Origin of the sequence: Mycoplasma sp. P36-A1, assembly GCF_049478495.1 — a bacterium.
Taxonomy (GTDB): Bacteria; Bacillota_I; Bacilli_A; order JAJDGJ01; family JAJDGJ01; genus P36-A1.
The window spans coordinates 662,280-679,226 of the sequence record NZ_CP168083.1 but is presented as its reverse complement, the minus strand read 5'-3'; the positions used below and the strand labels follow the sequence as shown (position 1 = coordinate 679,226).

18 protein-coding genes are annotated in these 16,947 nt (G+C 25.8%); 4 read left to right on the top strand and 14 right to left on the bottom strand.

What is annotated here, in order from left to right:
• Positions 1-200: 200 nt before the first annotated feature.
• From ACD762_RS03145 to alr, 3 genes are all read left to right on the top strand, one after another.
• A complete protein-coding gene (locus tag ACD762_RS03145; protein ID WP_423364408.1) occupies positions 201-1,742 on the top strand; it encodes an alanine/glycine:cation symporter family protein in 1,542 nt (513 codons plus the stop codon).
• Between the two features lie 190 nt (positions 1,743-1,932).
• Positions 1,933-2,757 carry an AraC family transcriptional regulator gene (locus tag ACD762_RS03140; RefSeq protein WP_423364407.1) on the top strand — a complete coding sequence of 275 codons (825 nt, stop codon included), beginning with the start codon at positions 1,933-1,935 and terminating at the stop codon, positions 2,755-2,757.
• Positions 2,754-3,785: an alanine racemase gene (gene alr / locus ACD762_RS03135; RefSeq protein ID WP_423364709.1), complete on the top strand. Its 1,032-nt coding sequence runs from the start codon at positions 2,754-2,756 to the stop codon at positions 3,783-3,785. Before ACD762_RS03140 ends, alr begins: the two co-directional genes overlap by 4 nt.
• 12 nt (positions 3,786-3,797) lie before the next feature.
• Here alr and ACD762_RS03130 read toward each other — a convergent pair whose 3' ends face one another.
• From ACD762_RS03130 to ACD762_RS03065, 14 genes are all read right to left on the bottom strand, one after another.
• Positions 3,798-4,943, bottom strand: coding sequence for an amidohydrolase (locus ACD762_RS03130; RefSeq protein WP_423364406.1), 1,146 nt, complete (start codon positions 4,941-4,943; stop codon positions 3,798-3,800).
• A gap of 16 nt (positions 4,944-4,959) precedes the next feature.
• A complete protein-coding gene (locus ACD762_RS03125; protein WP_423364405.1) occupies positions 4,960-5,319 on the bottom strand; it encodes a GntR family transcriptional regulator in 360 nt (119 codons plus the stop codon).
• A gap of 1 nt (position 5,320) precedes the next feature.
• Positions 5,321-6,862, bottom strand: coding sequence for a hypothetical protein (locus tag ACD762_RS03120; RefSeq protein ID WP_423364404.1), 1,542 nt, complete (start codon positions 6,860-6,862; stop codon positions 5,321-5,323).
• Positions 6,846-7,718: an ATP-binding cassette domain-containing protein gene (locus tag ACD762_RS03115; RefSeq protein WP_423364403.1), complete on the bottom strand. Its 873-nt coding sequence runs from the start codon at positions 7,716-7,718 to the stop codon at positions 6,846-6,848. Before ACD762_RS03115 ends, ACD762_RS03120 begins: the two co-directional genes overlap by 17 nt.
• Before the next feature lie 10 nt (positions 7,719-7,728).
• Entirely contained in the window at positions 7,729-9,282 is a 1,554-nt protein-coding gene (locus ACD762_RS03110; RefSeq protein WP_423364402.1) for a hypothetical protein, read from the bottom strand.
• Positions 9,266-10,138 (bottom strand): ATP-binding cassette domain-containing protein, encoded by an 873-nt coding sequence (locus ACD762_RS03105; RefSeq protein WP_423364401.1) that lies wholly within the window; start codon positions 10,136-10,138, stop codon positions 9,266-9,268. Before ACD762_RS03105 ends, ACD762_RS03110 begins: the two co-directional genes overlap by 17 nt.
• Positions 10,139-10,299: 161 nt before the next feature.
• On the bottom strand, positions 10,300-10,950 hold the full coding sequence (locus ACD762_RS03100) for a winged helix-turn-helix domain-containing protein (protein ID WP_423364400.1): 651 nt from the start codon (positions 10,948-10,950) through the stop codon (positions 10,300-10,302).
• Between the two features lie 215 nt (positions 10,951-11,165).
• On the bottom strand, positions 11,166-12,095 hold the full coding sequence (gene trxB / locus ACD762_RS03095; RefSeq protein WP_423364399.1) for a thioredoxin-disulfide reductase: 930 nt from the start codon (positions 12,093-12,095) through the stop codon (positions 11,166-11,168).
• Positions 12,085-12,897 carry a prolipoprotein diacylglyceryl transferase gene (gene lgt / locus ACD762_RS03090; protein WP_423364398.1) on the bottom strand — a complete coding sequence of 271 codons (813 nt, stop codon included), beginning with the start codon at positions 12,895-12,897 and terminating at the stop codon, positions 12,085-12,087. The genes trxB and lgt overlap by 11 nt, the downstream gene beginning before the upstream one ends.
• Complete coding sequence (gene hprK, locus ACD762_RS03085; protein WP_423364397.1) at positions 12,898-13,815, bottom strand: HPr(Ser) kinase/phosphatase; 918 nt, start codon at positions 13,813-13,815, stop codon at positions 12,898-12,900. It lies immediately after the preceding gene.
• Positions 13,805-13,996, bottom strand: coding sequence for a DUF951 domain-containing protein (locus ACD762_RS03080; protein WP_423364396.1), 192 nt, complete (start codon positions 13,994-13,996; stop codon positions 13,805-13,807). Before ACD762_RS03080 ends, hprK begins: the two co-directional genes overlap by 11 nt.
• Before the next feature lie 8 nt (positions 13,997-14,004).
• The gene (locus ACD762_RS03075) at positions 14,005-14,583 is read right to left on the bottom strand and encodes a mechanosensitive ion channel family protein (RefSeq protein ID WP_423364395.1); all 579 of its coding nucleotides are present in this window, start codon (positions 14,581-14,583) and stop codon (positions 14,005-14,007) included.
• Positions 14,584-14,599: 16 nt separating this feature from the next.
• Positions 14,600-15,136 carry a helix-turn-helix domain-containing protein gene (locus ACD762_RS03070; RefSeq protein WP_423364394.1) on the bottom strand — a complete coding sequence of 179 codons (537 nt, stop codon included), beginning with the start codon at positions 15,134-15,136 and terminating at the stop codon, positions 14,600-14,602.
• A gap of 65 nt (positions 15,137-15,201) precedes the next feature.
• Positions 15,202-16,056, bottom strand: coding sequence for a DegV family protein (locus tag ACD762_RS03065; protein WP_423364393.1), 855 nt, complete (start codon positions 16,054-16,056; stop codon positions 15,202-15,204).
• 209 nt (positions 16,057-16,265) lie between these two features.
• Between ACD762_RS03065 and ACD762_RS03060 the strand changes: the two genes are divergently transcribed.
• On the top strand, positions 16,266-16,916 hold the full coding sequence (locus ACD762_RS03060) for a VanZ family protein (protein WP_423364392.1): 651 nt from the start codon (positions 16,266-16,268) through the stop codon (positions 16,914-16,916).
• Positions 16,917-16,947: the final 31 nt, after the last annotated feature.

Below are 16,947 nucleotides of genomic sequence, written 5' to 3'. Positions count from 1 at the left end.
ATAATTTCAATAGGAATATTGATTTATGTAATATTTTTATGGATTTTTAAAATATATAATAAAATTCAATAAGATTATATCAAAAAATCATTATAATGTTGCTTTTTAGTCATTTTAAAACGATAATAGTATCAATTCATAAGAAAAATAAAGGAGGATCGTAGTATTTAATCTAAATTTAAAAATATAAGGAGATTAAGATGAAAGAACTATTTGAACAAGTAAATAAGCTATTTGAATTCTTAGGACCTATTAGTAACCTAATGTGGGAATTCCCACGTAACTTTGAATGGTATACTAAAATTCCTATATTAGGCGAATTTACATTTGCAATATTATTATTAATTGGTGCAGGAATATTATTCACCTTTAAACTTGGATTTGTCCAAGTAAGATACTTCAAAAAAAGTATTGATATTTTAAAAAGAAAAGAACAAAGTGATACTGGACTTTCTCCTATGGCAGCATTTTTATTAAGTAGTGCTACTAGAATTGGACCAGGTAATATAATGGGTGTAACTGGTGCTATTACTACTGGTGGGCCTGGTGCTTTGTTTTGGATGTGGGTATCTGCCTTTTTTGGAATGGCAACAAGTTTTGTTGAAGCTACTTTATCTCAAATATTTAAAGAGAAAAAAGATGATACTTATGTAGGTGGTATTGCCTATTATGGTCGAAGATTACTTGGTAATTATAAAATATTTGGTGCTTTAATTGCTTTAGCATATATTGTCTATGCCTTATTTACTCTTCCTGGTCAAGTATTTCATATGTTTACAGCCTTTGGTGGTGTTGCTTCAAGAATAACTGGTGTAACTTATGGTAGAACTGACTTAGTATATATTATTATTGGAGTTTTAATAATTGTTACAACAATTCCAATAGTATTTGGTGGTATTAAAAGAGTTGCTAAAATTACTGATGTTATGGTTCCAATAATGGCAATTGTATATTTTTTAATCGCTTTTATTCTAATTATAATAAACTATGATAAAATACCTTTATTTTTTACTAGTGTAATTGGCGGAGCCTTTTCTCCTCAAGCAATGTTTGGTGGTGCTTTTGGGATAGCTATGCAACAAGGGATCAAACGTGGTTTAATGTCAAATGAAGCTGGCCAAGGAACAATTACAATGGCTGCAGCATCAAGTGATGCAAAACATCCTGTAGAACAAGGTTTTGTTCAATCATTTGGGGTTTTTGTAGATACATTTGTTATATGTACTATTTCTGGTTTCTTGGTTGTCATTGCTCAGATATGGAATGTTAATGGTATAGATTTTGCTGGTATGGTTGACTCTAAGCTAGATGTTTATAATACTTCTTTGGCTGTCTTAAGCCCTGGAATACTTGAAGAACCTGTACAAGTTATAATGTCATTCTGTTATGGACTATTTGCCTTTTCAACTGTATTAGGTATGATTGCCTTTATCGATATTTGTGCTAGTGAGATTTCTAAAACAAAAGGATTTTCTATCTTTACTAAATTAATATCTTCTGGAGTATTTGTTCCATTTGGGGTTGTCTGTGTTTGGACAGGAATGGAATTAGACAATATATGGGTTATATCCGATTTTGTAAATGTTATGATGGTCTTTATTAATGTTCCACTTGTATTACTTGGAATAAGATATGTTAAGAAAGCTTTAAAACATTATGAAAAAAATGATGGTAGTAAATTTACTGGTTCAGTAATTGGACAAGAACTTACATACTGGGATAATATTGATAATAATGAATAATACTTTAATATTTAGCGCTCTTAAAAGAGCGCTTTAAAAATTATAATTTCATTTTAATACTATTTACATAAAAATTGATCACCTTTATATATAAATTCTACTCTAATATATCGATTCTTGTATTATTTATAAAGTAATTTGATTTTATAACATACTTTTATTATGTTATAGTTTAATTGAGGTGATTATAATGTCAAAAATTGAAAATACTAGTCCATATTATTACAAAGATATTGATATCCTATATGAAGGTGCTGGTATTCTTGAATATATGGATGATAAAAAATATCATGATTTTTTTAGAATATGTTACTTTGAAGATACTAAAGGGATTTTACATTATGAAGGAACTTCATATCAAATAAGTGAAAACCAAACTGTAGTAATTAAACCAAACACAGTTTATGATATAGATTCATACGATGATAATGTAAAATATTTTGATTTAAACTTTTTAGATAAAAAGAGTATTTATAATATTGATCAATTATTTAAAACAGAGTTTATTTTTAATATTAATGACCTTTTTTATAGACAGTGTTTCATTAAAACAATTAATGAAGCAAATGATGAAAAAGGATCGAAACTACTTTTACAATCTGGTATTGGCTTTTGTTTATTAAGCATGATTTTTAGAGAAATGAAGTTATCAAAAGGTGTTGAAATTAATAAAAGAGAAATATCAAGAAATAATATTTTTTTACTAAGTGAAATAGAAACAAAATTAAATGAAGATTTCATTAGTAATTCTATTATTAGTAACCTAGCATATGCCGTTGGTGTAAGTGAAAATAAGTTATATAAAGTAATAAAAGAAACATACGATGTTTCACCAAAACAGTGGATTTTGGAAATGAAAATTAAGAAGATTAAAATAATGCTTGTTGAAAGAAAAACTTATCAAGAAATTACTGATTTATTAGCTTTTTCTTCGGTATCACATATGAGTGCTACCTTTAAAAAATATGTAGGATGTACTCCAAATAATTATTTAAAAAATTATTCAAATAAATAGGAGGTTTTATTATTTTTGTAAATTACAATAATATTGTTAATAATTTAAATTATTTAACTAATAAGTATAATAAAAAATTATTTTTTGTAGTTAAGAATAATGGTTACAATACTGATTTAAAACAATTAGTAGTTCATACTACTAATGCAGGATTTACTCATTTTGCAGTAACAACGGTTAAAGAAGCTATTATTATAAAGAAATGTTGCCCAAATGCATATGTTTTAGCAATGAATCCAACTAATGAAGCTGAAATAATATTAGCTAAAGATTATGAAATTGCCTTAAGTATTACATCTTATGAATGGTATCTAAAGTATAAGGATGTAATTAAAGATCTAAAACTACATTTAAAAGTAAATTTTGGAATGAATCGCTTTGGAATTAATGACATAAATCAAATAAATGAGTTAATTGAAAGTAATAGTAATATTGAAGGTCTATTTACTCATTTTCCACTTGCTGATATGGCTGATTTAACTCTTCATTATCAACAAGTCGAAGTTTTTACCAATATATTCAAGAAGATAATTAGTAAAAAACAACTAAAATATATTCATAGTGAAAACAGTGCTGCCTTGATGCTAAAAGATGATTCATTAAAAATATGTAATTTTGCCAGGGTAGGCATTATTGTTTATGGCTACAGTCCGACAACTTTTGATCAAAATTTAAAACCATCTATATACCTTTTTGCAAAAGTTATTTCATTAAAAAGTGTGAAAGCTAATGAATATGTAGGTTATGGTTTAGATAATAAGTTAACAAAGGATTGTATTATTGCAATTATTGATATTGGATATGGTGATGGCTTGAGTAAACTACGCTCTTTATTACCTGTTACAATAAATAATACAAAATATAAAATATTAACTATTTCAATGTCTCATACTATATTATTAGTAGATAAGAAAGTAAACATTGAAGATAGTGTTGAAATTTATGGTGATAATCATCGAATAGATCATTTACTAGATGTAACTGAAACTACTTGTTCAATTCACATGTCAACATTACATTTAGATTAAAAACAAAAGCACCTATTGAGGTGCTTTTTGATTGAAATAATTTGATATTTGTTTAAATAATTCAAGTGAATAATTGAAAGCTTCTAAATTAATAATAACGCCATCACTATGTAAATCATAATAGTTGTTTTCTGTATGAGTTCCAATAATAAAGTATGCTGAAGGTTTTAATACTGCATAATTAGAAAAATCTTCTCCTCCATAATTAAGGTCTAAAATATATTCAATTTTTAATTTGTCTTGAGTATTATTAATGTAGTTAACTATATCTTCACTTAGTGTTTCATCATTATGTAAAGGTGGTTCTCCAATTTGCCATTCAACTTTTGAAGATACTTGGTATGTAGATGCTATACTTTCTACATATTGCTCTAAATAAGCTCGAGAATTAGCTCTTATTTCTTGATCATGAGCTCTAATACTACCTTTAATATTTGCACTTTCATGAATAACATTATGAGTATTAGCACCGTATGTAAATGATGATATTGCAATTAATGGTAGTTTTAAAGGATTTAACCTTTTTAAAATTGTACTTGGCATGTATGTTGCAATATTTAATGCTGGTGGTAAAGAATCTATTCCTAAATCTGGAGTACAAATATGAGCTCCTACTCCCTTTAAGTTAATTGAAAAGTCATCAGTAGAAGCATAAAAATCACCTTTTTTTATTAAAACCTGACCTACTTTATAGGTTGGTTCTACATGTAAAGAAATAAAGTGATCAACATCATCTACAAGTTTTGATTGTATGATTTTAACTGAACCCCCTGGTGTTGTTTCTTCATTAGGTTGAAAAATAAACTTTGCTGTATAATTAATTGTTTGTTGTGCTAAATACTTAATAAATACTATTAAATTAGCAGTGTGAAAATCATGACCACAAGCATGCATAACTCCTTCATTTTTAGATGAGTATGGCAGTTGTGTATTCTCTTCAATTTCTAAGGCATCAGTATCTGCTCGAAAAGCTACAGTAAGTTTTTTATTAGGATTTAAAGTAACTATTAATGCATTATTGTCTACTTTTTCTATACTAATATTAGGTATAGTTTCTAGTTCTTTTAAAATATATTTTGTTGTTTCGATTTCATTATTAGATAATTCGGGAAATTGATGTAAATATTTATAGTGTTGTATTGCTTCTTTTATAAACATAATATTCCTCCTTGTTTTAGTATACTTCTTGTATTATTTTTTCTAAATCTTTTTTACTTATTCCTGTTAATTTTAGTTTTAAGATATAGTTTTTCATTTCCTTAAGTAAATTATTTGTTTCATTTAAAATTAAATCATCTAAGTTATCTTGTACAAACATTCCTTTACCTACTAATGAATAAATATACCCTCTATTTTCTAGTTCAACATAAGCTTTCTGTACAGTATTATGATTGATTCCTAAAATTTGCGATAGATTTCTTATCGAAGGAAGTTTTTCATTCCCTTTGAATGTACCATTCATGATTAATTGAATGATATTATTAACAATATCTAAGTATACTGGACTATTGTTATACAAATTTAAGTTGAACACTTTATTTTGCCTCCTTTTTCACTACATTTAAGACATCACTTAAAGCATTATTATTAATGGTGTAGTTTTTTACATCATAAATAATATACATGTTTTCATTATACAACCCTTCTAAGTAGTCAATGTTAGTTTGATCATCACTTTCTTGATTAGCATTCTTTGTTTTAACATCCTTACTAATATTATTAAATACACTGTCACTCTCTAATACTTTGTAGATATATTTCATTTCATTTTTTTTATATTTTTCTTTAATTACATTTATAAAATTTTCATGAGAGACATTATTATTTAATTTTTGTTTTTTTAATACTTTGTAAACATTTGTATCTTCTGTTTGATAATCTATCAATTCATACATATTAAATTGATAAAACCCATTTTCTAGTAGAATATTGATAAAATCTTGTTTCTTTATTTCATAGGTTTTATGATTGGTAAAGTTGTTCATAACATAAATCATACCATTATCTGGAATTGTTGAATCTGCAAGTGATAATGCTACAACCTGACTATTACTTTTTATAGATTTAATAATATTCTTTCTTGTATCTTTATCAACCTTATCAAACATCACTATATTAGAATCTGTCCTAATTGTATAGGTATCACTATCTTTTTGGACATCTTTAATTACTAAATCATTATTATATTCTTGTGTAATCACTGGTGATCTGTACAAATAATATAAAGTTGATGATGCAATTATTGGTAAAATTACAAATATTACAGTACTTACAGGTTTAAATTTATATTCATTTATAGAATATACTATAATTATGCTAGTTATTATAAATACTATACTTAATATATAATCTAAACTTGTTAATTGCATTTTATCAGAATATAAAAATGTTCCTAAAAATGATTGATTTCCAATATTTGTAAGTAAAAACATTAAAAACAAATAACATAAAAATTTTGTTGTTCTTTGCCAGTGCCATTTATATCTCATTACTTCAAAGAATATACTAATTAAAATAAATATTACAGATAATATTAGTAAACTTATTGGACCTGATACCATTAATGAATAATAATTGAATGAAAGGACACTACCTATTATTAAAACTATTGAGCTTTTTAAATCATATGAAATATGAAATAACATAAATATATAAGTGCTTATTACATATTTAGCTAAGATTACAGATATAGAAAATGAAAGAAAAGATTCCTCCATAACACTTTGAGCAATTGCATCAGTATAAGCAACCGCACAAAGCAATAATAAATCTAATACTGCAAAAAAGATATAATAAGAGACTAATGGCAAAAAGAATTGTAATCTTTTACTTAATGGCCACAGCAAGCTTTGATATCTTCGTTTTGGTATTATACTAGCTGAAAATGAAATAAATGATACTAATATTAGCACTATTGCTGAAATAAAGATATATGAATCAATAGTTATTTGTTGAAAGTCATTTATAAAGTATGAAGAACTTGATAATAATAAGACAATACTTAGGATGTGTAATCCTACTACAAGAAAGAATGGTAGTTTTATATCGTTTAATAATCTTCTAAGAAATAAGTTCATAGTATACTACCTCCTCAAAAGTTGAGTTTATTCTTCTTATATCTTTAAATGTAATATCTTGTAATTTTTCTAATACATTATCATCATTTTTTACTGCAATCCAAACAATATTATCTAATTTTTTAAACTGCTTTACAAAGATCCCTTTTTTGATAAAAAAGTCTCTATCTAGCGGTTGATCACTTACTATTTGATATGTTGCATATTTATTTCTTACAGTATCAATATCTTCAGGAGCATTAATAATATTATCATTAATAAATATTAAATTATCACAAATATCTTTAATATCATCTAGTGTATGTGATGATATTATAATAATTGCTTCATATTCAAAAACATAGTTTATTAAGAATTCTTTTATTTTACTTCTTCTAACTACATCTAAACCATCTAGATACTCATCTAAATAAATAAATCTTGGTTCTAATGCTAATGAAACTATTAACATTGCTGATTTTCTTTTTCCCTTTGATTGATTAGCTATTAAATCATCTGGGTCTATTTGCAATTTTTCCATTAGACTATCAAAGATATTCCAATTAATTGATTTTGATAAAACTTTACTGTAGTAATTTACTAATTTTCTAGCTGATTTATTAGTTATAACAAATTCATCACTCAAATAAGAGCTATGTCTTTGATAATATAAGTTTTCATAAATTGAAATATTGTCATAGATAATTTCTCCACTATTAGGAAAGTTTGCAGCTACTAATGATTGTAAAAGTGTTGTTTTCCCTGATCCATTAGGACCAATTAATCCATAAATATGTTTATTTTTAAGGACTAAATTTGCATTCTTGTATATTGTTTTTTCATCATATACAAAGTTATAATTTTTAATTTCTAGCATATATTTCTCCTTATTTCATCATTTTTTTCATTTGATTATAAACATCAGATGGTAGATTGAAAACAGTACCTACTTGATAATCCAAAGTCTTATCGTTAAATTTTGGATCATTTACATCTACAATATAATTATAAACTATAAGATTTTTATCATAATCAATGTCTGATGAGTATTCATCATCCGCTACTATTTTTTTTGTATTAATATTATCTTCTAACAAATTAACAAATTTTTCATTTCGTATAATGTATATTTTGATGTTTTCTTTTGTTGATATTTTATTAATTTCAGTAATAATTTTACTATACTTTTCTTCATCAATATTTTCTGGGATATATGTAAATGATTCTGATCTATCTGCTGTTATTGCATTGTAAATAACTATTTGGTTTACATCAGTGCTTAAACTATACAAATCTTGTAATTTTATATTACTATCTACTAGATACATAATTCCATTCATAATTACTGTTTGATAATTATTGTCTTTAATATATCCTTCATTAATTTGACTATCATACTGGCCTACAGGAGCACTCATACATCTTTTAATATTCTTATCATATTTTGCTGTGAATGTCTCATATTCTGTAGAATTAAACCCAATTAAAGGCACATTATTATAATGTATTGTTTGTTTAACCTGATCAGAAACAACGCTACTGTTGAGCTGTGCTATTATTTCACAGTTAACCTTACTTTTGTCAAGCAATCTATCACCAACCATATATATCGTTGAAACTAAAAATACTGGTAGTAAATATAAGGCTAATATTTTCTTGTTTAATGTTTTGTAGAAAACATATACAAAGGCAATCAATGAAACAATAGCTATAAAGTAATTACCCCAGATAATTTGATAATTAGAAATTCTTATTGTTGAAAAGAATGTAGAATATGGTAATTTTACAATAAATAATTTTTGAAAGCATATTATAATAAAAACAAGCATTTCAAGATAATAATAAGTTGCTAATTTATTATGATTATGTTCTTTTCGATGAATCATAAAAGTTTTATAAGAAAGTATCAATGTAATGAATATTAATAATAAAGTAATTAGTATTGAAAATGGATGGGTACTTTTTAAATAAACTATATTTAAATTGTTCATTACTCCATCAAATCCAAGTAAAATTGTAAATACAAATAAGCTACCAACTAAATAACTTATAATTATTTTTATTATTGATCTTGAACTTGACATCCACATTAATCCTATACAAGGTGCAAGATATTTTATATAACTCACAAACATTGTACTTTCAGAGTATTGTTGTGAATAGAACATATCAAATATTAAGGATTGTACTAATAACATTATTATTGGAATATAGAATATATTAATAATTGAAATTGGTTTTTGCATTTCCATTATGCTTTTTTTGTTATTATATAAATAATTATAAAAATACAAGACTAATAAGCCATTACTTAATGCCATTAAAAATGATACAAAATTATATGTTAATTCATAAACGCTATTTAAATAAAAAGCTATTATTAAAGTTGCAATTGAAATTAAGAATGAACGAAGGAAATGTATTCTAGTTGCTGAATTCATTAAAAATTACCTCCTCTATACTTGTTTTCAGTTGTTTTAAATCTAATAAATCCATATCACTTAGAATTTTAATTTGTTTTTCATTATTAGGAACACTTATCCATCTAATATTTTCAAATGAAGTATAGCGTCTTATGTCTAATCCTAACAGCTTTAAATCATCAATATTCAAATTATTTTTTAAAACTAATTGATATGATAAATAAAGCATTCCCAATTTATCAATGCTAGTATTTCTTTTAACTATTGCATCATCCATTAATATTATTTGATCACAGATATCTTTTATATCAGTAGCTGAATGAGAAGCTAAAATTATTATTGCTTCATGCTCTTGAATGTATTCTAGAAAAAGCTTTTTTATAGTATTTCTATTTATCATATCTATACCATCTAAGTATTCATCTAAAATTATTATTTTAAACTCTAAGCATAAAACAATAATTAGAAAAACAATTTTTTTCATTCCTTTTGAAAATGATATGATTGGCTTTTTATCATTAATATTAAATATTTCAATAAGTTTAAGATATTTTTGCGTATCTATACTCATTTCTTTTGATTTTGCAATATATTTTATTAGTATCTTTAAATTAAAGCCTTCAAAGTAATCTATTTCATCTAGAAATACTAGTGTTTTTAGATAGTCAAAATTATCTTTGATTTGATTCCCTTTATAAGTTATTACTCCATTATTTGGCTCTAATGTATTTCCAAGACACTTCAGCAATGTGGATTTTCCTGCTCCATTTTCACCAATTAGCCCATATATATGTTTCGGTATAAATTCTATATCTATATAATCAAGTACTATTTTTCGATCATACAAAAAAGAAAGATTTTCTACTTTAAGCATTATAATTCCCCCTAGAATAGTGTACTATTATTGTAGGACACTATTAGCTTATTGTCAAATCAGGAAAAAAAACTAGGTTTAATTGAAGTGTTACCTTTAAAGTATTAAGTGTTTTATATTTCACTTTCTACTTTAGAGTATCATATCAAACTCTAGTTTTTTTATTTTGTTTTACTATTTAAAGAATATCCAAACCCCCAAATAGTAGTCAAGTTTTTATTATATGGAGTAATTTTTTTTCTTAAATTTTTTATATGTGTTTCTAAGGTACGAAAATCATGACTTCTTAAGCTGTTTTCACCTACACCCCAGATTACATTGTAAATATCATTTTTTTTAAGTGGTTCATCAATATTAACTATAAATAATTTTAGTAACCGAAACTCTGTTTCGGTTAAAGATATTTCTTGTTTATCTACTGTTATTTCTCTTGAAATTTTATTTATTGATATTCCTTTAAAATTAATTCTGTTTACTTTATGATCTGTGCAGCATTTTTTAACTATAATTTCTCCATAATTCTTAAAATCTTCAATATTTATAACATTTTTTATACCTGTTTCACTTAATCGTTTTTTTTCACCTCTACTATAATCATGTTTACTTACTATTATGATGTGTGAGTTTTGAAATTTTAATAAGTTATTCATATCAGAAAAAGATAATAGTTTATTTGTCTCTAGTGCAATTATACATTCATATTGATTAATAGGTATTTTTTCGATATTGTCAAAGTAATGAATAATAAGCTCTAGAGGTTTAAAATCTATTATTGCTCTTTTCTCATATGTTAAACATGCTATATTCAACATACTACCACTCCCTTATTTTGATTATAGCAAAGTATTTAACATTAACTTCATTTCTTCAGCTAATCTTTGGTTTATATTCAGTTTTGGCACTTTAAATTTCGAAATCTAAATTATTATTCAGATTTATTGCTATATATTATTATTAATAAATAATTGAATTATTCCTATTATTCAAAAAAAAAGAATAATATTTAATTACTCTTTTAGTTTATAGTCTATTTATCATAATGATCTAAATACTTAATTACATTTTGGGCTGCAATAGCTCCATCATTTGCTGCAGTAACAACTTGTCTTAGGTCTTTTTCTATAACATCTCCAGCTGCATAAATACCAGCAGTAGTTGTTTCCATTTTATTATTTGTAATTATATATCCAGCATCAGTAGTTATTTTTAATTCAGATAAAAATGATGTCATTGGATCTAGTCCAATAAATGGGAAAATTCCATCAGTCTCAACTGTCGTTTTTTCTTTTGTATCAACATTTTCAATAATTATTGCATTTACTGAATTATCTCCAATTATTTCTACTGGTATATTTTTTGTTATAATATTTATTTTTGGATTAGCTTTTACTTCATCTATAACAGAAGCATCTGCTCTAAAGACATCTCTTCTAATTATTATGTTTACTTTTGATGCAAACTTTGTTAAATATATAGCTTCTTCTAAGGCCGAGTTTCCACCACCAACAATTGTTACTACTTTATTTTTAAATAATGCACCATCACAAACTGCACAGTAACTTACTCCACGGTTGGTGAATTTTTCTTCTCCAGGTACACCTAATTTTCTTTCAACAGTACCTGTTGCTATCAAAACTGCTTTTGCATAGTATTTTTTACCATCATGCATTGTTATTTCTTTAACTTTATCATTACTTATTCTATTTACCATTCCTGTTTGTAACTTAGTCCCTAAATCCATTGCATGTTCAAACATTTGAAAGGCAAGCTCTGGACCACTTGTACTTTTAATTCCAGGCCAGTTTTCTATTTCAGCTGTTTTGACCATTTTACCACCTGGTGCATTAGCTTCAAGCATTAATATATCTAAATTAGCTCTTCTTCCATAAACTGCAGCTGTTAATCCCGCTGGTCCACTACCTACTATTATTAAATCATATATTTCTTTATTTTCCATTTTCAATCATCCTTAACTTTTGTAACTTATTTTGCTTATGCGTTTTATCAAATCTATAAAATAAATAAACTCCTACTATAATAACTAGCAATGATAATAATTGAGCTGTTTTTATTCCAAAAAACATTAATGAATCACTTCTCATTCCTTCTATTATTATTCTACCAAATGAATAAAAAATTAGGTATAATAATGCACTTTGACCTATTTTTAAAGGTACTTTTTTTACAATTAACATTATAATTAAAAAGATAACTATACAAAATATTGATTCGTATAAAAAAGTTGGTTGTCTATATGCTCCATCTATGAACATTTTATTAATTATAAATTCAGGAATAAACATATCTTTTAAATGTTGATATGATACTTGTTGTCCAAATGCTTCTTGATTAAAGAAATTTCCCCATCTACCAAAGGCTTGTGCTATTAACATATATGGCAGAGTTGAATCTGCTGCATCCCAAAAATCATATCCTCTTTTAGTAAAGTAGTAGTATCCATATGCTATACCTGCTATTACTCCACCTTGTATAGCAAGCCCACCATTCCACACAGCTATTATTTCTGAAGGATTGCTTATGTAGTATGGTAATGAGAACAACACATACCACAATCTAGCTCCTATTACTCCTATAAGTAATACATTTATAAAGAAGTCTTGTAATTCACTAGTATTATAACCCTTTAATTTCCATTCTCTTCTTGATAAGTAAAAGGCTAAAAATGCTCCTACAAGAATGCATATTGCATAATATGAAATATTTATTGGCCCTAGTATAACTTCTTTTGATGTAAACATTTACTTTTTCTCCTTAAGTTGGTTTTCTATTCTAGCTGCAAATAATTCTGCAGAGTTTATACCTTTTTCTTGTAATTTGAAATTTATTACACTTACCTCTATTACCTCAGACATGCTTCTACCTTCTGAAACAGGTAAAGTAATTTTTACAATATCAACTCCAAGTATTGTTTCTATATTCCTTGTAGTTCCAACTCGTTCATATTTAAGATCCTTATCCCACTTACTTAATTCCACAATAAAATCTATATCAGCTTGTTCTGTTATAATTCTATGTCCAAACAGTTGTGTTACATCAAGTATTCCGACCCCTCTAATTTCAATCATATTTTGAATTAATGGAGGAGCACTTCCTACTAATGTATTATCATAAAGTTTAACTTGAACACTATCATCACTAACTAAAGTATGTCCTTTTTTCATCAGTTCTAAAGCTATTTCACTTTTTCCAATTCCACTAGGACCCTTTATAAGAACTCCAATACCATATATTGACATTAAAGTTCCATATATAAGTTGAGAAGGAGCAAACCATTCATCTAAAATATCAAATAATCTTAATAGTAACCTAGATGTAGATCCATTCCAATTAATTATACTAACTTCTTTTTTTGTAGCAACTTCTTTTACTTCATCTGGAATAGTATTTCCTCTTGTAACTATAATACATGGTGTTTGTTCAGTCAATAAAAATTGAAATGCTTCAGTTATAGCCTGTTTTTCCATTGTTTTTAAAAAAGCTATTTCCTTATTTCCAATTATCATTATTCTTTTGTGTTGTGCATAATCTCTAAACCCCACAAGTTCTAATCCTACCCTATTAACTTCTGGAAGTTGAATAATTCTATCTTGACTTGGTTTGTATGCATAAGTTGATTCTAACTCATTTACTAAATCACTAACTTTTTTATTGCTCATCTTGTTTAATTACCTTTTTAAGTCTTTTATTAAACTTTTCTCTTGGTAACATTATAACTGCATTGCAACCTAAGCATTCTATTTTTATATCTGCACCCATTCTTACAATTTTCCATTGTTTTGATTTTTTACATGGATGATCTTTTTTTAATTCTATTATATCATTTAAGTTGTATTCCATAATTTTACCTACCTTACAAATTCAATTTTTTTACTTAATATTACTACACTATCAATACTACGATTATTAATAATATATTTATTGTCTTGAGCATCGATTAATACTACATATCTTGATTTAATTTCTACAACTTTACCTACATAATCATTAACTTTTATTCTATCTCCTACACCAAATGGTGATTCAAAAACAATAAAAAAGCCATTAGTAACATCTTGAATAAGACTTTGGAATATATATGTAATCATAACTCCAATAAACCCTGCTGATGTTAACATTGTAATAATTGGTACTTTGTATATTGTTAGTATAACAAAGAAGGTAAAGGCATATACGATATATTTTAAAATTGTTGCTAATAAATTACAATAACTTCTTAATAGTTTATTTGTTTTACTTCTTGATTTATCAGAAGAAAAGAAAATAACAGTATTGTAAACCATTTTTTGAAAAAAGCGTGAAATTATTAAGGCTATTATCGCAACAACTACTGATAGTAGAAATTGATTATTACTTATATATTCTCCTATTACTGAAAGAGAATCATTTACTTGATCCCATACATTATTAGTTAGTATATTTATCATTTATTTTTCTTCCTTTCTAAAATATCGGTGGTGTAGCTATCCACAATAATTTAAAATCATGCAGGCTCTTATTTTCTATATAATGATCTTTATCACCATCTAAATAGAAACTGTTTCCTTTTGATAGTTTAAAACTCTTATCCCCATATATTAAAAAGGCGCTACCTTGAAGTACATAGCCAAAGACCTGTCCTTCAAAAGGTTGTATAATATTACTTTTTTGTTTTGAATATAATGTTAAGAGTATTGGTTCCATATCATTTTTTTGGGCATTAGGAACTAAATAATTAATAGAGAAACTATCTTCTAATTGTTCAAAACAATCATTTTCTTCAAATACTATTTTAGCATTTTTTTTATCATCATCAAAGAAGTCTTTAGCACTTGTTCCTAAGACATCTAATATATCTAATAAAGTTTGAATTGAAGTTGTTGTCTTATCTCTTTCAAGTTGAGATAAGAATCCTTTAGATAACTCAGTTCTATTTGCTAATTCTTCTAATGTAAGTCCATTTTTCAACCTCAGACTTTTAATTTTCTTACCTATTTCCATTAATACCAATCTCTTTCTAATTATATTTTTACGCTAATAAATGGTACACAGAGGTACCATTCTAGCTAATTTCTTACAGTCATTAATGAGATGCAGTGTGGTCCTGTGTGGACTCCTACAGTATCTGTTAGTTCTAATATTTCAATTTTGGCATTTATATCTCTTTTCTTAATAGCAGCAACTGTTGCTTCTATTAAGTCCTCTGCCTTATAATGTCCAATCCAAAAAGTGTATTCTTTAGAAACTATATTTTTAAATGCTTCTTCAACCATTCTATCAATAGCTTTTGAATTAGTTCTAATACTAGCAATTCCTTTAATTCTTCCACAACAATTCTTATCACACATTACAACTTGTTTAACATCCATTAAAGATTTTATTAAAGCATTTGTTCTAGATATCCTTCCTGATTTACGCAAAGTTGCAACATCAGCAATTACACCATAACAATTGGATACATCTAACATATGCTGCACATTTGTTTGTGCCTGAACTAATGATAATCCTTTTGCTGTTTCAGATCTAAATTTTCTAATAGCAGCTCTAGACATTGGTCCTATTCCCTTACAATCAAGCTGTACAATTGTAAGTTTCATTTCTAAAGCAATGCTATAAACTAAATTTTGAGTGTTTGAAAGACCACTACCTAATAATGAGCTAACTAAAACATCATAGCCATCTTCTTTTATTTTTTCAAGTACATTCTGAATTGTTTGAAATGTTGGTTGAGATGTACTTATATTTTTAGCAGTTTTTATTTTTTCATCTAATTCATTATTTCCATTTTGACAATCTAAATCATGGTGTTCTTGTCCATCAATCATTATACTTAATGGTAAATAATATACATTAGACATTGATTTAAGTTCATTATCTTTTTTCAAGGAGCTTGAACTGTCTAATAAATATGCAATTTTCACTTTAATCACTCCCTTTTAAACAATTTTTATTATACATTATCTAAATAAGATTAGCACTAATATTCAAGCCATATTCACATGGAATAGTCTACTTTTTATTTACTATAAATATTATTAGTCTATTTATTTTTAACAACTATTATTTCTAATATGCTCACAACTATTTTTCTTTTTATGATATAATACATTAAGCGAAAGGAGTTAAGTAAATGAGTAAAACACAAAAATCATATTTAATTATATTTATATTAACTTTAATATATCTATTCTTTTTTTCTTCTAAATTAGTTGTTTTAACTAACTTACCTGTTGTTGTATTCAATATAATATCTAGTATACTTGTATTCTTCTACTTAGATATTTGCTATAAATTATATATTAAAAAATATCAACTTAATATCTTAGAGGTTCTATTTATATTTGCTTCTTATCTTGCAGTTCTTCTATATCTATTATTTTTCAAAAATAATGATGTAATAGATTCTTCTACATTAGATTTTATACCTTTATTTTTTTACCACCCATCTATGATTCAATTCACCTTATTGGTTGGTAATATTATTATGTTTATACCAATTGGTTATTTTTATCACCGATTAGGTTTAAAATTTGGCTTTATCTTCATTATTTTATTATCCTTTATTATTGAAGGATTTCAATTCTTTTTCAAAGTAGGTGTATTTGATTTATCTGATATCTTACTATACATAATTGGATTTAGCTTTGGTAGTATTTATTACAAATTAGTAAAAGAAAAAAGCGAACATTACAACAATAGTAGTTATGATATTAGACTTGTTTTTAATTTGATAATAACACTAGCTATAATATTATTATTAATAAACAATTTCTTTTTTTAAACAATAAAAAGGCTGTAACGCATTGATTATT